This window comes from Streptomyces phyllanthi, assembly GCF_009377205.1.
GTDB lineage: Bacteria > Actinomycetota > Actinomycetes > Streptomycetales > Streptomycetaceae > Streptomyces > Streptomyces phyllanthi.
In genome coordinates this window covers 1-21,175 of the sequence record NZ_VJZE01000124.1, presented here as the reverse complement: position 1 = coordinate 21,175, position 21,175 = coordinate 1, and the positions used below count along the sequence as shown (strand labels likewise).

General features: G+C 70.5%; 15 protein-coding genes and 4 pseudogenes. 6 read left to right on the top strand and 13 right to left on the bottom strand.

Features of this window, described 5'->3' with window-relative positions:
- Positions 1–234: 234 nt before the first annotated feature.
- Positions 235–555, top strand: coding sequence for a DUF190 domain-containing protein (locus FNH04_RS19275; RefSeq protein WP_152785885.1), 321 nt, complete (start codon positions 235–237; stop codon positions 553–555).
- Between the two features lie 37 nt (positions 556–592).
- Here FNH04_RS19275 and FNH04_RS19270 read toward each other — a convergent pair whose 3' ends face one another.
- A complete protein-coding gene (locus FNH04_RS19270; protein ID WP_322723302.1) occupies positions 593–2,020 on the bottom strand; it encodes a cation:proton antiporter in 1,428 nt (475 codons plus the stop codon).
- A gap of 659 nt (positions 2,021–2,679) precedes the next feature.
- On the opposite strand from FNH04_RS19270, the gene FNH04_RS19265 reads away from it, so the two are divergent.
- A complete protein-coding gene (locus FNH04_RS19265) occupies positions 2,680–3,291 on the top strand; it encodes a YdeI/OmpD-associated family protein (RefSeq protein ID WP_386574756.1) in 612 nt (203 codons plus the stop codon).
- A gap of 72 nt (positions 3,292–3,363) precedes the next feature.
- Here the strand turns inward: FNH04_RS19265 and FNH04_RS19260 are convergent, their stop codons facing one another.
- Entirely contained in the window at positions 3,364–4,278 is a 915-nt protein-coding gene (locus FNH04_RS19260; protein ID WP_152785875.1) for a helix-turn-helix transcriptional regulator, read from the bottom strand.
- Here FNH04_RS19260 and FNH04_RS49060 point away from each other — a divergent pair.
- Positions 4,269–4,367 (top strand): annotated as a pseudogene (locus FNH04_RS49060) (alpha/beta hydrolase); the annotation flags it as partial. The gene FNH04_RS19260 and the pseudogene FNH04_RS49060 sit on opposite strands and share 10 nt — an antisense overlap.
- Positions 4,368–4,476: 109 nt before the next feature.
- On the opposite strand, the pseudogene FNH04_RS47755 reads toward FNH04_RS49060, so the two are convergent.
- Positions 4,477–4,623: pseudogene (locus FNH04_RS47755) on the bottom strand (ATP-binding protein); the annotation flags it as partial.
- Positions 4,624–4,658: 35 nt separating this feature from the next.
- Here FNH04_RS47755 and FNH04_RS19250 point away from each other — a divergent pair.
- A complete protein-coding gene (locus tag FNH04_RS19250; protein ID WP_152785873.1) occupies positions 4,659–5,147 on the top strand; it encodes a transposase in 489 nt (162 codons plus the stop codon).
- 79 nt (positions 5,148–5,226) lie between these two features.
- Here the strand turns inward: FNH04_RS19250 and FNH04_RS19245 are convergent, their stop codons facing one another.
- Both FNH04_RS19245 and FNH04_RS19240 read right to left on the bottom strand, forming a co-directional pair.
- Entirely contained in the window at positions 5,227–5,448 is a 222-nt protein-coding gene (locus tag FNH04_RS19245; RefSeq protein ID WP_322723300.1) for a DUF397 domain-containing protein, read from the bottom strand.
- On the bottom strand, positions 5,445–6,311 hold the full coding sequence (locus FNH04_RS19240; protein WP_152785871.1) for a helix-turn-helix domain-containing protein: 867 nt from the start codon (positions 6,309–6,311) through the stop codon (positions 5,445–5,447). Before FNH04_RS19240 ends, FNH04_RS19245 begins: the two co-directional genes overlap by 4 nt.
- Positions 6,312–6,501: 190 nt before the next feature.
- On the opposite strand from FNH04_RS19240, the gene FNH04_RS19235 reads away from it, so the two are divergent.
- Positions 6,502–6,978: an ATP-binding protein gene (locus FNH04_RS19235; protein WP_228031501.1), complete on the top strand. Its 477-nt coding sequence runs from the start codon at positions 6,502–6,504 to the stop codon at positions 6,976–6,978.
- Between the two features lie 116 nt (positions 6,979–7,094).
- On the opposite strand, the pseudogene FNH04_RS47750 reads toward FNH04_RS19235, so the two are convergent.
- Positions 7,095–7,388, bottom strand: a pseudogene (locus tag FNH04_RS47750) (DUF1990 family protein); the annotation flags it as partial.
- A 291-nt stretch (positions 7,389–7,679) separates the two neighbouring features.
- Between FNH04_RS47750 and FNH04_RS19225 the strand changes: the two are divergent.
- Positions 7,680–8,243: a Uma2 family endonuclease gene (locus tag FNH04_RS19225; protein WP_152785867.1), complete on the top strand. Its 564-nt coding sequence runs from the start codon at positions 7,680–7,682 to the stop codon at positions 8,241–8,243.
- Positions 8,244–8,455: 212 nt separating this feature from the next.
- On the opposite strand, the gene FNH04_RS19220 is transcribed toward FNH04_RS19225, so the two are convergent.
- From FNH04_RS19220 to FNH04_RS19190, 7 genes and pseudogenes are all read right to left on the bottom strand, one after another.
- On the bottom strand, positions 8,456–8,989 hold the full coding sequence (locus FNH04_RS19220; protein ID WP_152785865.1) for a DUF1990 family protein: 534 nt from the start codon (positions 8,987–8,989) through the stop codon (positions 8,456–8,458).
- Positions 8,990–9,064: 75 nt separating this feature from the next.
- Positions 9,065–10,723, bottom strand: coding sequence for a M4 family metallopeptidase (locus FNH04_RS19215; protein WP_322723299.1), 1,659 nt, complete (start codon positions 10,721–10,723; stop codon positions 9,065–9,067).
- A 369-nt stretch (positions 10,724–11,092) separates the two neighbouring features.
- Entirely contained in the window at positions 11,093–13,096 is a 2,004-nt protein-coding gene (locus FNH04_RS19210; RefSeq protein ID WP_152785861.1) for a M4 family metallopeptidase, read from the bottom strand.
- Positions 13,097–13,419: 323 nt separating this feature from the next.
- On the bottom strand, positions 13,420–15,240 hold the full coding sequence (locus tag FNH04_RS19205; RefSeq protein WP_152785859.1) for an ABC transporter ATP-binding protein: 1,821 nt from the start codon (positions 15,238–15,240) through the stop codon (positions 13,420–13,422).
- 32 nt (positions 15,241–15,272) lie between these two features.
- Positions 15,273–17,249 (bottom strand): ABC transporter ATP-binding protein, encoded by a 1,977-nt coding sequence (locus FNH04_RS19200; protein ID WP_322723298.1) that lies wholly within the window; start codon positions 17,247–17,249, stop codon positions 15,273–15,275.
- A gap of 36 nt (positions 17,250–17,285) precedes the next feature.
- A pseudogene (locus FNH04_RS19195) lies at positions 17,286–19,133 on the bottom strand (ABC transporter ATP-binding protein); the annotation flags it as partial.
- Between the two features lie 50 nt (positions 19,134–19,183).
- Entirely contained in the window at positions 19,184–21,058 is a 1,875-nt protein-coding gene (locus FNH04_RS19190) for an ABC transporter ATP-binding protein (RefSeq protein ID WP_152785855.1), read from the bottom strand.
- Positions 21,059–21,175: the final 117 nt, after the last annotated feature.

Below are 21,175 nucleotides of genomic sequence, written 5' to 3'. Positions count from 1 at the left end.
GGTCTGGTGGCTCGGGGCTGGGGGCCCTGGCGCACGGCTGGATGCCGTACGAGCGCGCAGGAGGCAGCTGCCACCGTCTGTTGAACCGACTGAACCGGCTGAACTGGCTGAACCGGCGTGTTAGATGGTTATATCCAGATTCCTGCCTATGTTGTGGTGTGTGGTGACGGCCACACGTCGCCTGATCGCCCTGATCGCCCTGATCGAACGGAGGCGGGCATGACTCTCTCGACGATGCGCTCGACGGGCCGCGGACTGCGGGCGACCGTCTTCACCAGGGAGGGCGACCTGTGGCACCGCAGACCGGTGTTCAGTGAGATCGTCCATCGGGCTCGCAAGGCCGGGCTGGCCGGGGCGAGCGTGTTCCGCGGGATCGAGGGCTTCGGGGTCTCGTCGCAGATCCACACCACCCGGCTGCTGTCGCTGAGCGACGACCTGCCTGTCGTGGTGGTGATCGTCGATGACGAGAGCCGTGTGCGGGAGTTCCTGCCGGAACTGGAGGAAGTGGTGGGCGACGGCCTGGTGGTCCTGGACGAGGTCAAGGTCATGCACTAGGCCGAGTGGTGCGCGCCTGGTCGCGGCCGGTCGCCGCTCACTCCGCCTTGGGGTGATCGCCCTCGCCGGCCGGGGACGCCAGTCGGTCGGTGTGCTCCTCCGTGGCCTCCTCGTCCTCGCCTCCGGGCCGTTGCCCGGGCATGGCCTCCGCCCGGGCGTGCGGATCCACCGTGGAGACGAACGCGGGATCCCCGGAGACGAACGCGGGGTCCCGTGCCAGAACCCGGGTCAGCCACGCGCCGGCGAGCTGCGAGGTGAGGATGGACAGCAGCACGAGCGCGACCAGGAACTTGCCGTTGATGATCCCGGCGCCGAAGGTCACCGACGCGAGGACGATGCCGGGGCCGCCGCGGGCGTTCATCGCCACCGCGAAGTGGGTCGACCAGGACCGGCTCTTGCCGGACAGGCGCGCGCCCGCCCACACGCTGCAGAACTTGATTACACAGGCCGCGACGAACAGCCAGGTGAAGAAGGTCAGATCCAGGTCGTGCACGATGTCGAGGCGGAAGCCGACGAGCGCGAAGTAGATCGGCACGAAGAAGGCCAGCGAGAACCCCCGTACCGCGCTCAGCCCCGGTGAACCGGTCTCCTCGTCCTCCTGTTCGGCCATGGCCATGCCCGCCATGAGCGCGCCGAAGATCGGGTCGATCCCCAGGCCCATGCAGCACAGGCAGAGGGCGAACAGGAACACCATCCGGAACGCCGCCGGACTGCGTCGCTCCAGCTCTCCCAGGGGACCTGAGGTGAGCCGCCGGAACACCGCCCGCCCTCCGGTGAGGAAGACGGCGAAGAACAGCAGCGACGCGGCCACGTAGTAGGCCACGTCCCAGCCGAGCGAGTCGCTGTGCCACAGGGCGTGCAGACCGTAGGAGGTGTCCGACTGGATATGGGCCAGACCGAGGATCACCGCGAGGACGACATAGAGGAGCACGTCCTCGACGACGGCGACCGTGAGCACCGTACGGGCGAAGAGGCTGCCCATGATGCCGAGGTCGATCATGATCCGGGAGATGACCGGGATGCTGGTCACCGCGATGGCCAGGCCCAGGACCAGGGAAATGCTCAGACCGGATCCGTGCGGGCCGGCGAGATCGCCTGGGTCGTCCATCACCTGGGCGATGGCAAGGCCCGCCGCGAACGGGATCACCAGCCCGGCGACGGTGGTGAACAGGACGGTCCTGCGCTCGGTGGCCAGACTGCCCTGACGCATCTCCAGTCCGGCCAGAAAGACCATCAGGATCGTGCCGAGCTGGTAGACCGCGCCCAGCACATGGGCGGTGGGGCTGCCGGACGGTGCCAGCCAGTCGCTCACCGAGGGGGCGACCAGTCCCAGGGCGCTCCCCCCGAGCAGCAGCCCGCCCACGATCTCGCCGATCACCGGGGGCTGACGCAACCGCGCGAAGAGATACCCGCCGAGATGCGCCGCCACCAGGAAGACGGTCAGCACGATCAGAATCCTGGCCACCTCTGGCACCGACAGGGACATGAGCACGCCTCCGGCTCAACTAGGGCACGAATCGCGGGCACGAATCGCGGGCGAGAACGGTTCGCGTACGGGAGGCGTGGGAGGCCCACTCCACCTAAGGGGTACGTAAAGCAAGAAAAGGTGCATTTCGTGGGTGCGTGCAAGTTGTGTGCGGCCATCGAGGCGTAAGGGGACATCGACGAGTGCGTGGCCGCAGGTGCGAGATATGCCCTGGCGATACCTGTCCGATTCGCGCGCCTTCGCCGGTGTGCCCTATGGGCGTGTCGGGGGTTGGTACTGGTGGGCTCGCCTATTCAACTGTCGCCAGTTCCGCCTGGGGCCCAGCCTGCTGGTGACCGTACGTGGTCCTCGGCGTAGCGACTCCAGTCTTCTCCGACCTCGGATGCGAGGCGGGTCGCGATGACGTCGTGGTAGCCGAGGGCGTCGACGACGACGGGGCGGGCATCTCCAGGACCCACTGTGGCGGATCGCTCCGGTCCGGGCGGCGGCTGTGGGGACGCCGAGGTCGTTGAGCTGACCGGAGAGGGCAGCCGTTCTTCACGGTGGCGTCGGCGAGGGCGAGGCCGACATCGACGCCGCGGGCTCAACGAGTCACCCCGACAGGTCGCGACACCTGGTTGCGGCACTAACCTGCGGTGGTGACCGGAACCGAGCTGGATGAGTTGATCGTTGCCGACGGCGCGGCGCTGCGCGCGTGGCTGCTGGACAACCACACCGCCTCTCCTGGCGTGTGGCTCGCCCTGACTAGGAAGGGCGGCACCGTTACCACGCTGACCTGGCAGCAGGCGGTCGACGAGGCACTGTGCTTCGGCTGGATCGACGGGCAGGCCCGCAAGCGCGACGAGGAGAGCTCCTGGCGGCGGTACACCCCGCGCCGGCCCCGCAGCGTCTGGTCCCAGCGCAACGTCGCCAACGTGGCCCGGTTGGAGGCGGCCGGCCTGATGCAGCCCGCCGGCCGCGCCGCGGTCGACGCCGCGAAGGCCGACGGGCGGTGGACGGCCGCCTATGCGCCGTCATCGGAAGCGGAGGTGCCGGCCGACCTGCGCGTCGCGATCGCCGCCGACCCAGCGGCGCAGGCGATGTTCGAGGTACTCACCAAGACCAACCGCTTCGCCCTCATCAGCCGGGTCAATGCCGTCAAGCGGGCCGAGACGCGCACCCGGAAGATCGCCGAGTGCGTGGCGATGCTGGTCCGGCACGAGACGATCCACCCGCAGAGAGCCAGGCCAGCGGACCCGCCGGCGTCGTGACCGGGCTCCTGCCGGAACGGACAAACCCAGCCTATTGAGCGGAACTGTTCTCGAAGCCCTGCCTCGTCCGCTTCAAGACGGGTGAAGGTCTCCGCTGGTGCGCGGCTGGCCGTATCGTTCGACGAGGGCGTTGCCGATCGAGGCCAGGTGGTCTCGGACCCCCGGAGGGCCGGTCACCTCGACCCATTCGACCAGCCCGGAGAGCTCGCCGGCGAGGATGTACTCATTGGGGCCGCGGATCACGACCTCGATGCGGCCATCGGACGTGGAACCTCCCACGTCGAGCCGGTCGCCGAGCGCCATCCGGAGTATGCCTATCCCGTCGGGTGTGCATACCGCCTGGACCTCCAGCGGCGTTCGTTTGCGATCGACCTCTTTGGCGATCTCATTCCAGCTCTCGGCAAGGTCGAAGTCCCCGGGTCGGTGCACAGGGTCGCCGGTCGGGTCGGCGGACGACACGCGGTCGATCCGGAAGATCCGTCGGCCGGTCTCGGTGTTGGAGACGAGATACCACACAGGACCTTTGGCGACGATGCCCAGCGGGTGGACGGTTCTCCGGGTCTCGATGCCTTTGCTGTCGACGTAGCCGAGCGACACCTGGACGCCGCTGATCACCGCGTCCTGGAGTTCGTCGAGGAAGCGAGGCGGCCGGTGCTCGATCCGGCTCACCCCCCATCGCTGCGGGTCTACGACCAGCGACGCCGCCGCTGCCTCGGCCTGCACCTGGAAGGGCTTCGGTAGAGCATGGACGAGCTTGCGCAGAGCTGCTTTCATCGCCGGCGTCGCATCCGAGGCCGGATCGACAGTCAGGAACAGGGCGCGTGCCTCACCGGCGGTCAACCCGGACAGGTCGGTACGAGCGCCGCCCACGAGACGCCGGCCGCCGCCTCGGCCCTGCACGGAGTACACGGGCACCCCGGCCATGGCCAGGGCGTCGAGGTCACGGCGGGCGGTGCGCTCGGAGACGTCCAGCTCTCGGCAACTCATCCCGCCCGACCGAGGTGACGGACTACGACATCGAACACCTGACGGGTGACCTCGTCGCGCTCCTGGACCACTATGGCTACGAGGACGCCAATTGCTCTTTGGCGGCCCGCCACCGTAGGGGCTACAGCTTGTGCAGGGCGAGCCTGACGAGTGTGACCGGTAGGGAGTCGTCTCCAAGTCCAGTCAGATGTCCGAGTTGGACTGGGTTTGCTTGCCGAGGGCCAATGTGATGGCGTTCACCTTGTGTTTGGTTCGGGAGTCGGGAACCTCCGTCGTGCCGACGGGACCGGGCAGGCCTCCGGGGAGGAGTACGTGGACGTGTCGCCGGGTCCACATGCGGGCGAGTTTTACGTCAGCAGCGTCATGTCGCTGAAGACCGCATGGGATTGGACCTGCTGGCCAGCAGCCGGGCCAACTTCGCAAACGGTCGGCAGATCTATGCGGCCCGGCAGGCCAAGGAACTCCTGCGCGACCTCCTCCACCTGGCCGTCAACCTCACCCCCGACCGCTCCACGGTCTCCGCCGCCCGCCACCGCTTCCTCGCCCACGTCGCCGACCACGCCCACCTGCCCGAACTCGTCACCCTCGCCGAGACCGTCGAGCAGTGGTGGGACGGCATCGAGACCTACCTGACCACCGGCATCACCAACGCCACCTCCGAAGGCAACAACCGCCTCATCAAGCTCGAAGCACGCAACGCCTTCGGCCTCAGAAACCGAGAGAACCAGCGTCTGCGCTCACGCTGTGCGACCACTCGACGGAGCCGACGAGAGGCGTACATACTCCGCCCAGTCTTTATCGGGTGGCTCCTGAGGCGGCTGCCTTGGCGCCGGGCGGAGGGTTGCGGCGTCGCCCGGGCTGCTCGGTGAGGAGCTGGCCGCCCGAGCTGGGATCAGCATCGTCTACTACGCACGCTTGACCTCGACCGCTACCGCCCTCCTGTGCCAGTCAGAGCTCCCCGGCGATGACGCCTTCCCGGAAGGCGGTCCACTCCGAGGCGGTGAAGCGCAGGGGTTCGCGTTCGGGGTTCTTGGAATCCCGGATGGCCCTTGCGCCGCCTGGGAGTTCGGCGACCTCGACGCAGTCGTGCTCCGCGCCGCTGGCGGATGCCTTCCGCCATATCGCCCCGGTGAGGTCGCATGCGTACAGCTCAGCCTTGGAGTCGTTCACTTCCGGTGGCCCTCTTCCAACTCGGCGATCCTCGCGAGCGAGTCCTCCACGGGAAGCGCCGCCGCACGGATGCGTTCGAAGGCTCTGGCGAAGGGCGTCGCGTCGTCGCCCTCAACGTACGTCGCACCGCTGAGGTTTTCCAAGAGCACCACTGAAGGCATGGGTTGAGGGAACCCCGTGAGCGTGAAACCGCCCACCACGCCGGGGTGCGGCGTGGAGTCCAGCGGCATCAGCTGCACGGTGACGTTCGGCATCTCGGAAACGTCAAGCAGCCGCCGGAGTTGCTCACGCATGGTTGTGGGACGCACGGCAAAGCGCTGGTGCAGTGCTGCCTCGTGGATGATGGCCCACAGCTCCGGAGCCGTACCCGGACGGGAGAGCACGGACTGACGGGCCATCCGAACCTCGGTCAGGGCGGCCACCTCTTCCGGCGTGCGCGACGTCGTCACGCCTCCGATCGTCTCTCGCGCGTATGCGGCCGTCTGCAACAGGCCGGGGACGATCAGTGGGGACCACGCGCAGATCGTCTCGGCGTCTGTTTCGAGGGAGATGTAGTCGGCGTAGGTGGGCGAGACGATTGCGCTGTACGTCTGCCACCAGCCCTTTTTCCCCGCGTCTCGTGCCAGGGCACCCAGAGCGTCCCTTACCCGGGTGTCCTCCACGCCGTAGACCGTCAGCAGGGCATCCACGTCTGCGGGCCTGATCGACTGGGTTGCACCCTCGATCTTGGAGAGCTTCGGTCCCTTCCAGCCCATGGCGCCGGCAGCGGAATCGAGCGTCATCCCTGCTTCGTTGCGAAGGCGCCGCAGGCTCGCGCCCAGTCGACGGCGGCGAACGGTCGGTACGAGTGGTGAGTTGGGCATGTCGGGAGTCTGCCAACGCGTTCGCGTAGATCGCACACCATCGCGAGAAAATCACTCCTTCAGGGTGGAAATTTTCTACCTGAGGGAGAAAGGGGCGGGTGGTGGCTGAAGCTGGGGCAGCTCCAACCGACCGTCAAGGAGAGCAAACGCCATGCGTCCCAATCCACTCACGCCTCTCACCCCGCTCCCTATGCTCCTCGACACCACCGCAGTCACCCAGCCCGTCATTCAAGCCACCCTTGGCTTCTACCTCCGGCCCCGCCCCCACGGCTTTGCGGCATATCTCTGTGCTTCACCAGAGAATCTGTGTGCCGTCCGGCAACTGGCACGCGCCGAACTGCTGGCGCGGGGCGTCGAGGCCGACGTCATTGATTCCGTACAGCTCGTTCTCTCTGAGCTGGTGGGCAACTCGGTGCGGGCCTACGGCGACTACGTACCGCTTGTGGTCGAGGTGTACGTCACGTCGCACGGCGTCGCGGTGAACGTCCATGACCCGGACTCGGATGCCCTGCCCAGGCGCCGGGCGACGCCGCTCGACAGCGCGGAGGCCGAGACCGGACGCGGGCTCGGGTTGGTAGACCTGCTCGCGCCGGGGTGGCACGTGCGGAAGTCGACGATCGGGAAGCAGGTGTGCTGTCAGGTGACTGCCGTGCCGGTGTCGGACTGACGCGCTGGCGCCCGTGCACGAGGCCAACGGCGGCTTGATCCCCCTGGACAGCGTCGTGTGCGGAGTGAGGCACGAAAGTGACCGATAGTGTCCACCGGGATCGGTTCACCCTCCGGCTCCTCGCGCAACCTCCGCAGCACCACCCCGCACCGCCGCGCGTACGCATGCTGGAACCCCCGCGTCGCGGCATCGCCCCGCGGGCGTACCACTTGGCCGGGCGGCTGAACGCCGTGATCGTGAGCCGGACCGTGCCGTCGCCCGTGCGGGCGAGGACGAAGGACTCCTCGCCGGACTCGGGGTGGCCCGGGGAGGGTGCCGTAGGCCCAGCCCTTGCGGCGGGGTTCGTCGACGTACTGGACGTCGTACGCGTACGCGGGGGCGGGCCAGCGCAAGACGGAGACGCGGCACGGGGGCGTCGGGTGATGCGACGAAGTCGCTCCCGTGGCCGCCGTGCCGCTGTCCCCGCTGTCGGACAGGAGACGGCCTCGCGCCCCGCTGACCAGCCCGGCGACTGGCCGCCCCTCCCCGCCCCAGGGTGGGGAGGGGCGGCCCTGGCATTGATGCTGTACGGCACGCGCGTTCGGGGCCTCGCTCGTAGCAGCGGAGCCTGGTGTCGGCAGGTACGAGCGCCCGTATGCTGGCCGTGTACCGCCTGTCGAGGTCGCACCGAGACTGCCGGTCGGACGAGGAGGTGAGAGGGAATGAGCGTTGCCATCGACCACACCGGGCCCTGGACCGTTGCCGACGTCCTGGCCCTGCCCGAAGACCGTACGATCCGCTACGAACTGCTGGGGGAGTCCCTGCTGATGTCCCCCGCTCCCGGCGTCCGCCATCAGCGCGCCTCGTTCCGCCTCCACCTGGCCCTGGACGCGGCCGCCCGCGCCGTCGGCGCTCCCGTGGAGATCCTCGAAGGCGTCAACGTCGTCCTGCCGTCCGGGCTGGTCGTGCCCGATATGGTCGTGGCCGATGCCGGCGCGACCGCCGATGACCCTGTCACCCTCGACATCGAAGCGGTCCAGCTCGTCGTCGAACTCGTCTCTCCCGGCAACAGCACCATGGACCGCAAGGTCAAGCCCATGCTGTACGCGGAGGCTGCCATCCCGCACTTCTGGCGACTCGAATTCGACCCCGCCCCCATGCTCGTCATCTACGAACTGCAGAGCGGTCGCTACGTAGAGCGGACCACGGCTCTCGCGGGCACGACCACCCACCTGGACGCCCCGTTCCCGCTCGCAATCGATCCAGCCGGACTCTCCCGGCAGTAGGTGCCGCCTGATGGCAACGCTGACGGCAACCCGACCGGTCAACGGCGGACACCGGCGGACTTCCACGGACTCGCCGAACGGCGCTGAGCTGCGAAAAGGCAGGTGAGAAGGGCCCGCCAGCACACGTACCACGTGCTGGCGGGGGCCACGCCGGAGCACACTTGCGCCGCGCGCCGGTAGCGGCACCGCTGCGTTGCCCAAGCGGCGTCCGCTCAGGCCGCTGATTCCTCGCACAACCTCCGCAACACCACCCCGCACCGCCGCGCATACGCATGCTGGAACCCCCGTGTCGCGGCGCCGCCCGCGCGGGCGTACCACTTCGCCGGGCGGCTGAAGCCCGTGATCGTGAGCCAGACCGTGCCGTCGCCCGTGCGGGCGAGGACGAAGGACTCCTCGCCGGACTCGGGGTGGCCGGGGAGGGTGCCGTAGGCCCAGCCCTTGCGGCGGGGTTCGTCGACCGTCCACACCACGCGGCACGGGGCCTTGATCACGCCGCCCAGGGTGACGGTCACGTCGACGCCCGGCGCCGCCTCCTGGGCCTCCGTCGTGATGCCCACGCCCACCGCCCTGTGCAGTTCCCAGGTGAGGAGCGCGCGGACGGCACGGGTGAAGACGTCCGTGCCCTCGCCGATGCGGGTCCTGACGTCCAGGGGCCTGAAGCCGGGCGGGCAGTGGCCGGTGAGGGTCGCGCCCACGTCCTCGTAGGTGTAGGGACCGGGGGCAAAGGGGTGGTCCATGGAGGGCATGGGGCCAAAGCCTAAGGCGGTACCCGGAGTCGCCTTCTCTCCGGGTACCGCCCGATACTCTCAGCTACGCGGAGGTCACGCCGTGACGTTCACCGCCGCCCACGTCGCGTTGACCGCGTTGTACTCCGTGCTGCCGGAGCCGTACAGGTCGCGCGCCGCGTTCAGGGTCGCCGTGCGGGCGCCCTTGTAGTTCGTGGTCGACGTCATGTACGTGGTCAGGGCCTTGTACCAGATCTGGACCGCCTTGTCGCGGCCGATGCCCGTGATCGTCGCGCCGTTGGACGTCGGGGAGTTGTACGCGACCCCGTTGATCGTCTTCGCGCCGCTGCCCTCCGAGAGGAGGTAGAAGAAGTGGTTCGCCGGGCCGGAGGAGTAGTGGACGTCCAGGCCGCCCAGCGACGACGACCAGTAGTTCGCCGACGAGCCGTCCTTGCTCGGCTGGTCCATGTAGCGCAGCGGGGTGCCGTTGCCGCGGATGTCGACCTTCTCGCCGATGAGGTAGTCGCCCGGGTCCTTGGAGTTCGCGGCGTAGAACTCCACCGCCGTGCCGAGGATGTCCGACGTGGCCTCGTTGAGGCCGCCCGACTCGCCCGAGTAGTTGAGCCCGGCCGTGTTCGACGTCAGGCCGTGGGTCATCTCGTGGCCCGCCACGTCCAGGGAGGTCAGCGGCTTCACGTTGCCCGCGCCGTCGCCGTACGTCATGCAGAAGCAGCTGTCGGACCAGAAGGCGTTGACGTACGCGTTGCCGTAGTGGACGCGGGAGTAGGCGGCGACGCCGTTGTTCCGGATGCCGTTGCGGCCCAGGACGTTCTTGTAGAAGTCCCAGGTGACCTGGGCGCCGTAGTGGGCGTCCACGGCCGCGTTCTGGTCGGTCGAGGAGCTGGACGCCGTGCCGGTGCCCCACTTGTCGTCCGCGTCAGTGAAGAGCGTGCCCGCCGAGGAGGACGTGGCGCGGGCCTTGTTGTACGTCTTGTGGGCGCCGCGCGTGGAGTCGTTGAGCTGGTACGTCGAGCCCGACAGCGTGGTGCCGATCGTCACCGAGCCGTTGTACTGGCTGTTGCCGGTACCGGTCTGGATGGCCTCCCACTCGTACAGCTTCTCGCCGGTGGTGGCGTCCGTGATGACGTGCAGTTCCTGCGGGGTGCCGTCGTGCTGGAAGCCGCCGACGACCGTCTCGTACGCGAGCGCCGGCTTGCCGTTCGCGGCCCAGACGACCTTGCGCGGGGCCTTGTCGGCGGCGGACTTGGTGGAGCCCTCCGCTTTGGCGGCCTTCAGGGCCTGCTTCTCGGCCGTGGCCTTGGTGACGTCCGCGGTGAGGTCGGCGACCTTGATGGCGGCCTTGGTCGCTCTGGTGACGCCCTCCGCCTTGCCGGACTTCGACTCGTGGATCACCAGGTCGCCGCCGAGGACCGGGAGTCCGCCGTACGTGCGCTCGTAGCGCGTGTGGATCGTGCCGTCGGCGTCCTTGATGACGTCGCGGACGACGAGTTCCTCCTTGGCGCCCAGGCCTATCTCGTCCGCGGTCTCGGCCGCGGAGGCGTCCGCCTTCTTGATCAGGGCGGTGCGGGCGGCGGGCGTCAGGGTGACCGGGAGCGCGGAGGCCTTGGCCTTGGAGGACGACTCGGACTGCGCGGTGGCGCCGGTGGTCGTACCGGCGGTGATGAGGGCTCCGGCGGCGACGGCGGTCGCGATGGCCAGAGTGGTGCGCTTGTGACGCGCGTAGAAGGGGGTCACACGAGCTCCTTGCGTGGGGGTGCCGGGCAGCGTGGAGCAACTGCCCGGGTTGGTTGTGAAGTTGGTGCTGGTGCGGCGGTTGGGGGAAGAGTGACATCGAGGACGCGTACATGTCAGGACCCCACGGTGATGTTGGCCGAAAAATGGCGGCCGGATGAATGTTGCGGGAATGTGAACACGTGTCAGCGCGAACGGATCTCGGTAAAGCGCTGTTCAAGGCGGTCCTCGTGAAACGCAAAACCGCGGCGCGCACAAGCCGCGCAACACGGAACTGTCCGAGCCAAAGAGGGCGCCGCCCCGGCGGTTGACCCACCGGGACGGCGCCCCTGTCTCACGGATGCCCGGCGGGACGACGGCCCGCGAGGGCTTCTACGGGAACGTCAGGCTCCAGCCATTGATACGGCCCGTGTCCTGCGCCGCCTGGTCCTGGACCCTCAGCTGCCAGGTCCCGTTGGCGACCTCGGAGGAGGCGTTGACCGTGTACGTCTCGTTCACGTTGTCCGCCGAGTCCGAGGAGCTGAAGTTCTTCAGGCGGTACGCCGTGCCGTCCGGGGCCACCAGGTCGATGACGAGGTCACCGCGCCAGGTGTGCGTGATGTCCACCGCGACCGCGAGGTTCGACGGCGCGTTGCCGGTGCGGCCGGTGACGGCGATGGACGAGGTGACCGCCGCGCCGTTGTCCGGGATCGACACGTCGGTCGTGTTCTCGAACGTCGTACCGCCACCGCCACCGCCACCGCCGGGCCGCGTGCCGACGTTGACGCCCGCCCACGCGTTCTGCACGGCCGTGTACTCGGCGCTCGTGGTGCCGTACAGCTCACCCGCCGCCGCGAGGGTGCCGGTGCGGGCGCCCGCGTAGTTGGTGGTCGAGGTGAACTTCGTGGTGAGCGCGCGGAACCAGATCTTCTCCGCCTTGTCACGGCCGATGCCGGTCACCGGAAGCCCGTCCGAGGTGGGCGAGTTGTAGGTGACGCCGTTGATCGTCTTGGAGCCGCTGCCCTCGGAGAGGAGGTAGAAGAAGTGGTTCGCGGGACCCGACGAGTAGTGCACGTCGATCGAGCCGATGCCCGAGTACCAGGCGTCGCGCGACGAGCCGTCCCTGCTCGGCTGGTCCATGTAGCGCAGCGGTGTGCCGTCGCCGTTGATGTTGATCTCCTCGCCGATGAGGTAGTCACCGACGTCGGAGGAGTTGGCCGCGTAGAACTCGACCGTGGAGCCGAAGATGTCCGAGGTCGCCTCGTTCAGACCGCCGGACTCACCGCTGTAGTTGAGGCCCGCGGTGTTCGACGTCAGACCGTGCGTCATCTCGTGCGCGGCCACGTCGATCGAGGTCAGCGGGTTGGTGTTGCCCGAGCCGTCCCCGTACGTCATGCAGAAGCAGCTGTCGGACCAGAACGCGTTGACGTAGTTGTTGCCGTAGTGCACGCGGGAGTAGGCGCCCACGCCGTCACCGCGGATACCGCTGCGGCCGTGCACGTTCTTGTAGTAGTCCCAGGTCAGCGCGGCACCGTAGTGCGCGTCGGCCGCGGCCGACTCCAGGTTGGACGGGCTGCCGTTGCCCCACACGTCGTCGGAGCCCGAGAAGAGGGTGCCGGTGCCGGAGGTGCCGCGGTTCAGGTTGTACGTCCTGTGGTTGCCGCGCGCGCCGTCGGTGAGGTTGTACGCCGACCCGGACTGCGTGGTGGTGAGGTTGACCGTGCCGGAGTACACGGTGTTGCCGGTGCCGGTCTCGATCGCCTCCCACTCGTAGAGCTTCTTGCCGGTGGTGGCGTCCGTGATGACGTGCAGTTCCTGCGGGGTGCCGTCGTGCTGGAAGCCGCCGACGACCGTCTCGTACGCGAGGACCGGCTTGCCGCTCGCCGCCCAGATCACCTTGCGGGGTTCGCGGTTGACCTCGGGGCTCTTGGCCTTCTCCGCCCTGGCGGCGCCGAGCGCCTGCTTCTCGGCCTTCGCGGTGGGCAGCGCGGCCTTCGTGGACGCCACCTTCACCGCGGCCCGCGTGGCCTTGACGACGCCCTCGGTCTTCCCGGACTCGGCCGTCTCGACGACCAGGTCCCCGCCGAGGACCGGGAGGCCGTCGTACGTGCGCTCGTACCGGGTGTGGACCGTGCCGTCGCGGTCCTTGAGCACGTCACGGACGACGAGCTTCTCCTTGGCGCCGAGGCCCAGTTCCCCGGCGGTCTCCGCCTTGGTGGCGTTGGCCTCGCGTATCAGCTCGGCGCGCTGGGCGGGGGAGAGTCTGACGGACTCGGTGCCCTTGGCCGCGGCCGACGGTGCCTTCTCCGGGGCTGCGGTGGCGGCACCGGTCTGCACGGCCGCGGCCAGCAGGGCGGTGACGGCGACGAGCGCGCCGGCGGCAGCGCGTCGCTTCATGGCGTGGGAACGGTGCGTGGTGTGGGAGGTGCGTCTGTGGGACTGGCGTCTCAACACTGACTCCTTCTGCGCGGCCGCGGATTTCGCGGCCAGGGAAGACCGGACGGTGGGTGACCGTCCGGGCAGAGCACGGTGGAACGCGGAACCAGGTGCAACAGATGCGCTGCGGCACACGCTGCGGCGGCACTTGTGGGATTGCTGTGACGCAGCCGTGGGAAGAGTGGCAGAAAATCGCAGCTTCTGTCAGGGGCGCGTCAATGATTTGGCCGGAAGGAGTCCGTTTTCCGGTGGTTCGTGTTCGACATGCGGGAGCGGAGGCCCTGTCAGCCGGCTGCCGGCTGGTCCCCGTGCCACGACCGCCACAGCGCCGCATACGCCCCGTCGGCCGCCACCAGGGCCTCGTGGGTGCCCAGTTCGGTCAGCCGGCCGTCCTCCATCACGGCCACCCGGTCCGCGTCGTGCGCGGTGTGCAGCCGGTGGGCGATCGCGATGACGGTCCGCCCTTCGAGTACGGCGGCCAGCGCGCGCTCCGTGTGACGCGCTGTCGTCGGGTCAAGGAGCGCGGTGGCCTCGTCCAGGATCACCGTGTGCGGGTCGGCCAGCACCACCCGGGCCAGGGCGAGTTGCTGCGCCTGCGAGCCGTTCGTGCCGTAGCCGTCCGTGCCGTAGCCGTCCGTACCGTGACCGGGCGCGGCGTGACCGGGCGCGGCGTGGCCCCGCGGGCCCAGCTCGGTGTCGAGGCCGTCCGGCAGTTCGCGCGCCCAGCCGCCGGCGCCGACCGCGTCCAGGGCCGCCCACAACTCCGCGTCCGTGGCGGCCGGTTCGGCGATCAGCAGGTTGTCGCGGACCGTGCCCAGGAACACATGGTGCTCCTGGGTGACGAGGACGACCTGGCGCCGGAGCTGCTCGGGACCGAGGTCGACGACGGGCACCCCGCCCACCGTCACCGTGCCCGAGGCCGGCGCGTCGACGCCGGCGAGGAGCCGGCACAGCGTGGTCTTGCCGGCGCCGGAGGGCCCGACGACGGCCAGCCGCTCCCCGGGCCGCACGGTCAGGTCGACCCCGCGCAGCACCTCGCCGCCCCGGTCGTAGGCGTACCGCACCCCCGTCACGTCGATCCGGTCGTCAGCCGGGGCCGGCGCCTCGGCCATGACCGCCTGCGGGGCTCGGGCCAGGCCCTCCACGCGGGCGAACGAGGCGCCGCTGCTCTGCAGTTGCTCGACCCGCATGAGGATCTCGTCGAGCGGCCCGCTGAGCTGCTGCAGATACAGCGCGGCCGCCACCACCGAACCCAGGCTCATCTCGCCCCGCGCGTGCAGCGCACCGCCGAGCAGCAGGACCACCGCGATCGGGACGAGGTACGAGACCTCCACCGCGGGGAAGAACACGGTGCGCAGGAACAGCGTGTACAGCCGGGCGCGCCGGGACGTCTCCAGCGCGTCCCGGCCGGCGGCCACCCGCCGCCTCTCCAGCCGCAGCGCCTCCACCGTGCGGGCGCCGGAAGCGGTCGCCGCGACGATCTCGGCGACCTCCGACGTGGCCGCGCCCTCGGTGAGATAGCCGTCACGCGCCCGGCGCAGATACCAGCGCAGCCCGCACCAGATGCCGACCAGGCCGAGCAGCCCGCACACGCCGAGCAGCGGGTCCAGCGCGAAGACGGCACCGAACAGGAACAGCGCCTGCACGCTGTTGATCAGCAGACCGGGGCCGGCGTCGCGCAGCGTGGTGCCCACAGTGGCCACGTCGGCCGTACCCCGCGTGGTCAGATCGCCGGTGCCGGCCCGCTCCACCACCGACGCGGGCAGCGCCAGCGCCCGGTCGACGAACTCCTCGCGCACCCGCGCCAGCGTCCGCTCCCCGAACCGGTGCCCCACGAACCGGGCCCACCGCGCCAGCAGCAACTGCGCCAGCGCACACAGCAGGATGGCGAGCGCCAGCCGGTCCACGGCGCCTGCCCCGCCTCCGCCCCGGACCTCGTCGATGATCCGGCCGAGCAGCCACGGCCCGGCCAGACCGGCAGCCGCGGCCAGCGCGTTCAGGGCCAGGACGGCGGCGAAGGCCCGCCCGTCGGCCCGGACCAGCCGCACGGTGGCCCGCCGTACGTCGGCCGGTTCGGCGACGGGCAGATGACCGGAGGAACCCATGGCCGATCCACCTGCCTCCGAAGAACTCGCGGTCACCGTACGGCCCCCTCGGCGGCGGACTCGTCGGACTCCTCCGCGTCCCGGGCCACCAGCGCCCGGTACCCGGGCTGCCCGTCGAGCAGTTCGCGATGGGTGCCGGTGGCGGCGGCCTTGCCGTCGACCAGGAAGTACACGCTGTCCGCGCGGTCGAGCACCAGCGGGGAGGTGGTCGTGACGACGGTCGTACGGCCCTCGCGCGCGGCGTGCAGCCGCTCCGCGACGCGTGCCTCGGTGTGGGCGTCGAGCGCCGAGGTGGGCTCGACGGCGAGCAGCACCTCGGGGTCGGCCAGCAGCGCCCGGACCAGCCGTACGCGCTGCCGCTGACCGCCGGAGAGATTGCGGCCCTGGGCGTCGATCGCCGAGTCGAGCCCGTTCGGCAGCCCCTGCACGATGTCGTCGGCCACGGCCGTGTGCACGGCCCGCGCGACGGCCGCCGCGTCCCGGCCGTCCGGCCCCGCCAGGCCGCCCAGGGCCTGTTGCGGAAGTCCCTCCCCCACTGCCTCGGGGGCGTGGGAGGTGCCCCCAGCCCCGCGACGCCCGGCACGCGCTCCCCCAAGCTCTTCGAGCAGGGGGGACCCCAGCTGCGTCGTCGGGATCGCCCGCGTACGCCCAGTACGCGGGCGGCCCTCCGCCTTGCGATCGCACGCTCCGGACGCCGCGGGGCCCGCCCCACGGGCGGACGACGGGACTTCCGCAACAGGCCCCAGCACCTCGCGCAGCGTGCCCGCGAACAGGTCGGCCTCGTGGTCGGCGACCAGGATCCGCTCCCGGACCTGCGGCAACGCGATCTCGTCGAGACGCACCCCGCCCCAGGTCACCGCCGACGGGGTGTACCGGCCGAGCCGGTCGACCACGGTCAGGGCGTCGGCGGGGCGGGCGCCGACCAGGGCGGTCAGCCGGCCCGGCAGCACCCTGACCCCCGACTCCGGATCGTGCAGCACCGCGGGCTCCGCGGGCGCGTCCCTCCTGCCGTGGTCCGGCACGGGCTCCAGCTCCAGGAACCGTATGACGCGCCGCGCCGCCACCAGACCGCGGCTGACCTCGTAGCAGAACTGCACGAAGTAGGCCACCGGCCGCACCAGGACGGTGACATAGCCGTACACCGACACCAACTCGCCCACGGTGAGGGCTCCCTGGGCCGCGAGCCGGGCCGCCAGCCAGGTCACGACGGCGAGGAACAGTGTCGGCAGCCCCACCCCGAGCGCCTGGACCCAGCTGGTCACCGCCCCGACCCGGTATCCCTGCGCGCGCAGCCGCTGCGAGTCCCGGTGGAAGGCGTCGGCGAACAGCCCCTTGCCACCGAGGCCGTTGAGGACCCGAAGGCCGCCCGCGAGGTCGGCGATCCGCGCGGTCAGCACGCCCTGCCGTTCGCGGTACTCCGTCTCCGTACCCTGCAACCTGCCCAGCAGCGGCCCCACGAGCGCGCCGACCAGCGGCATGCCGAGCAGCACCACCGCGGCGATCGGCAGCGAGACGGACATCAGCAGCCCGGCGACCACGAGATAGGCGGCGAGCGCGCCGACCCCGGGCCCGATGACGGTCAGGGAGTTGCTGATCGTGTTGACGTCGCCCACCCCGATGGTGACGACCTCCCCGGCTCCGACCCGGCGCGACAGCACGCCGCCCAGCCGGACCGCCTGTCCGAGGACGACCTTGACCGTGCGGAAGTTGGCGTCCATGCGCACCCGGGTCATCGTGCGGTGCCGCATGATGCTCAGCCAGGCGTTGAACGCCCCCACCGCGAACAGCGCCGTCGTCCAGCCGGCCAGCGCCGGGTAGTCACCGGGCTCCAGCCCGTCGTCGATGGCGCGGGACATCAGATACGGCGTCGCCGCCAGCAGCGCCATCCAGACGCACGAGATCACCGACCCGGCGAGCGACCGGCCCGGCTGCCGCATGACCAGCCACCACAGGTACCGGCCCCCGCTGCGACAGTCGGGTGTGCCGGGGTCCTCGTAAGCGTCGACCACGCACGGCTCCTTCCTTCGGTTCACTCGCCCTGCCGGTCACGCCAGGCTGTCCCGCCACGCCCGGTGCAGGTCCGCGAACCGGCCCGTGCCCGCGACGAGTTCGTCCGGGGTGCCGTCCTCGACGATCCGGCCGTGCTCCATGACGAGCACCCGGTCCGCGATCTCGACGGTCGACAGCCGGTGGGCGATCACCACGGCCGTACGGCCCTTGAGCACCGTCGCCATCGCGCGCTGGACGGCCCGCTCGCCGGGGATGTCCAGCGAACTGGTCGCCTCGTCGAGGATCAGCACCGCCGGATCGGCGAGCAACGCCCGTGCGAACGCCACCAGTTGACGCTGCCCGGCCGAGATACGGCCACCGCGCTTGCGTACGTCGGTGTCGTAGCCGTCGGGCAGGGCGCTGACGAAGTCGTGGGCGCCGATCGCCTTCGCCGCCTGCTCGATCTCCTCGCGGGTGGCGTCCGGGCGGCCGATCGCGATGTTCTCCGCGACCGTGCCGGAGAACAGGAACGCCTCCTGGGTGACCATGACCACCCCGCGCCGCAGCTCGGGCACGGCGAGGTCGCGCAGATCGACCCCGTCGAGGAGGACGCGGCCCTCGGAGGGGTCGTAGAAGCGGGCGAGCAGCTTGGCCAGGGTGGACTTCCCGGCGCCGGTCGAACCGACGACCGCGACCGTCTGGCCGGCCGGCAGCGTGAGGTCGAAACGGGGGAGCACCTCGCCGCCGGTGCGGTACGCGAAGCGCACCCCCTCGAAGACGACCTCGCGGCCCGGGTGCTCCGACTCCAGGGCCGGGAGCTCCCTGGGAGCCGAGGGCTCGGGCACCGACGGGACCTGGGCCAGCAGGCCCGCGATCTTCTCCAGCGAGGCCGCCGCCGACTGGTACGAGTTCAGGAACATGCCCAGCCGGTCGATCGGGTCGTACAGCCGGCGCAGATACAGCACCGCGGCCGCGAGGACGCCCAGGGCCAGCGTGCCGTCGGCGACCCGGTACGCGCCCCACAGCACGATCCCCGCGACCGCGATGTTGGCCACGACCCGTGAGCCGACCACATAGCGGGCCATCTCCAGGATCGCGTCGCCGTTCGTGCGCTCGTGGTGCCGGTTGAGCGCCGCGAACTCGGCGTCGTTGGCGGCCTCGCGGCGGAACGCGCGCACCGGTCGGATGCCGTTCATCGTCTCCACGAACTTCACGATGACGGCGGCGATCGCGGTGGAGCGCAGCCGGTAGACCCGGCCCGCGCGCCGCTGGTACAGCCGTACGAGGCCGTAGAGCGGCACGAAGGACGCCACCGCGACCGCGCCCAGGCCGAGGTCCAGCCAGAGCAGCATCGCCGAGATGTAGACGAAGGAGAGGACGACGGTGACGAGCTCCTGGAGGCCCTCGTTCAGCAGCTCGCGCAGGGACTCGACGTCCGTCGTGGAGCGGGAGATGAGCCGGCCCGAGGTGTAGCGCTCGTGGAAGTCGACGCTCAGCGCCTGCGCGTGCCGGAAGATACGGCCGCGCAGATCCAGCAGCACGTCCTGGTTGACACGGGCGGCCGCGCCGATGAACGCCCACTGGAGCACGCCGGAGGCCAGCGCGCACAGCAGATAGGCGAGGGCCACCGCGATCAGCGGGCCGTGGTCGGCGCGGCGGAACGCCGGTACGGCGCTGTCGATGGCGTACGCGACGAGCAGCGGGCCCGCCTGCACCGCCGCCTGCTGGAGCAGCAGCAGGACCGTCGTGACGGCGACGCGGGCCTTCATCGGGTCCAGCAGGGAGCGCAGCAGCGCGGCCGTCGCGCCCGGGGGCGTGGGCAGGGCGTCGCGGTCGAAGGGGTCGCCCGTGACGTTGGGCTCGGGCGCCTCCCGGCCGTCGTCGGCGGTGGTCGGCGCGGGGGATCGGGGCTTCCCCTGCTCGAGCGGAGTCGAGAGCTTGGGGGAGGGCGCCGTCATCGGTGGGCCTCCTCACGGGCGTCGGCGGGCGCTGAGAGCGCTGAAGGAGCTGTGGGCGCTGCGGGCTCCGGGGTGTTCGCGCTTTCCTCGGGTTCCGCGGTGTCCGCGCCCGACATGAGCCAGGCGTACTCGCTGTTCGTGTGCAGCAGTTCCTGGTGGGTGCCGACGGCGGCGACACGGCCTCCGGAGAGCAGGGCGACGCGGTCGGCGAGCAGCACCGTGGACGGGCGGTGCGCCACGATCAGGGCCGTGGTCTGAGCGAGGACCTGGCGCAGGGCCGCCTCGACCGCGGCCTCGGTGTGCACGTCCAGCGCGGACAGCGGGTCGTCCAGGACGAGGAAGCGGGGGCGGCCCACGACCGCCCGGGCCAGCGCGAGCCGCTGCCGCTGGCCGCCGGACAGGCTCAGGCCCTGCTCGCCGACCTGGGTGTCGGTGCCCTGGGGCAGCGCGTGCGCGAAGTCGGCCTGGGCCACGGCGAGAGCGCGGTCCAGCTCCTCCCTGCCCGCGCCGTCGCCGGCGCCCATCAGAACGTTGTCGCCGACGCCGGCGGAGAAGAGGGTGGGCTCCTCGAAGGCGACGGCGACGAGGGACCGCAGCGTTTCCCTGGGCATGGCCGCGATGTCCCGGCCGTCCAGGGTGATCCGGCCCGACGTCACCTCGTGCAGCCGGGGGACCAGGGCGGTGAGGGTGGTCTTGCCGCTGCCGGTCGCGCCGACCAGGGCCATGGACTCGCCGGGACGGATGTGGAGGTCGATGCGGTCGAGGACGGGAGGGCTGTCCTCGGGGGCGTCGGGGTAGCGGAACCGGACGTCGTGGAAGCGGAGTCCGGTGTCGCCGGAGGGGGCCGTATCGGCGGGGGTCTGCGCGACGGTGCCGGACTCCGGCTCCTCGTCCATCACCTCGAAGTACCGCTGCGTGGCGGTGGCCGCCTCCTGGGTCATCGCCAGCAGGAACCCGATCGAGTCGACGGGCCACCGTAGGGCGAGTGCCGTGGAGAGGAAGGCGACGAGCGTGCCGGCCGACAGCTCGCCGTCGGCGACCTGGATCGTGCCGAGCGCCAGGGCCGCCCCGATGGCCAGTTCGGGCAGGGTGACGATCACGGCCCAGATCGTGGCGAGGAGCCGGGCCTTGCGCAGTTCGGTCGTGCGGAGGGTCCGGGACAGGTTCCTGAAGGCCCGTGCCTGGCTGCGGTGCCGTCCGAACCCCTTGATGATCCTGATCCCGAGGACGCTCTCCTCGACGACCGTCGTCAGGTCGCCCACCTGGTCCTGGGCGAGGCGTGCCACGTCGGAGTACCGCTTCTCGAACACGACGCAGGTGATGACCACCGGGACGGCGGGGCCCAGGATCACCAGGCCGAGCGTCCAGTCCTGCATCAGCATGATGATCACGCCGATGAGGATCGTCACCCCGTTGACCAGGAGGAACGTCAGTGGGAACGCGAGGAACATGCGCAGGAGCATCAGGTCCGTGGTCCCGCGCGACAGTAACTGGCCCGAGGGCCAGCGGTCGTGGAAGGCGACCGGGAGCCGCTGGAGGTGCCGGTACAGGGCGGCGCGCATGCTCGCCTCGACACCGGCCAGTGGCCGTGCCACCAGCCACCGCCGCAGGCCGAACAGCCCCGCCTCGGCGAGGCCGAGGAGCAGCAGGTACAGCGCGCCGAGCCAGACGCCCGCGGGATCGCGGTCGGCGACCGGTCCGTCCACCATCCACTTCAGGACGAGGGGGATCAGCAGGCCCACGCACGAGGCGAGGATCGCCACGGCCGCGGCGATGGACAGGCGTGCGCGCACGGGGCGCACGAACGGCCACAGGCGCAGGAGGGTTCGTACGGTGGAGCGGTCCTTGGCGGGGGCGCGTTGTGTCGACATCATGAGCGAGCCTACGGTTCGCCACTGACACTGCCCACCGGATTTTCCCCCAGCGGGAGTACCCTGCGGGCCACACGACCAGGGTTTTCTACGCCCCCGCCGCCCCTGGTCTCAGCC

Coding starts and splice junctions, on each gene's coding strand:
- FNH04_RS19275 (WP_152785885.1), top strand. CDS start 235: ATGCGCTCGACGGGCCGCGGACTGCGGGCGACCGTCTTCACCAGGGAG.
- FNH04_RS19260 (WP_152785875.1), bottom strand. CDS start 4,278: ATGAGTTGCCGAGAGCTGGACGTCTCCGAGCGCACCGCCCGCCGTGAC.
- FNH04_RS19250 (WP_152785873.1), top strand. CDS start 4,659: ATGGGATTGGACCTGCTGGCCAGCAGCCGGGCCAACTTCGCAAACGGT.
- FNH04_RS19240 (WP_152785871.1), bottom strand. CDS start 6,311: ATGCCCAACTCACCACTCGTACCGACCGTTCGCCGCCGTCGACTGGGC.
- FNH04_RS19235 (WP_228031501.1), top strand. CDS start 6,502: ATGCTCCTCGACACCACCGCAGTCACCCAGCCCGTCATTCAAGCCACC.
- FNH04_RS19225 (WP_152785867.1), top strand. CDS start 7,680: ATGAGCGTTGCCATCGACCACACCGGGCCCTGGACCGTTGCCGACGTC.
- FNH04_RS19220 (WP_152785865.1), bottom strand. CDS start 8,989: ATGCCCTCCATGGACCACCCCTTTGCCCCCGGTCCCTACACCTACGAG.
- FNH04_RS19210 (WP_152785861.1), bottom strand. CDS start 13,096: ATGAAGCGACGCGCTGCCGCCGGCGCGCTCGTCGCCGTCACCGCCCTG.
- FNH04_RS19205 (WP_152785859.1), bottom strand. CDS start 15,240: ATGGGTTCCTCCGGTCATCTGCCCGTCGCCGAACCGGCCGACGTACGG.
- FNH04_RS19190 (WP_152785855.1), bottom strand. CDS start 21,058: ATGTCGACACAACGCGCCCCCGCCAAGGACCGCTCCACCGTACGAACC.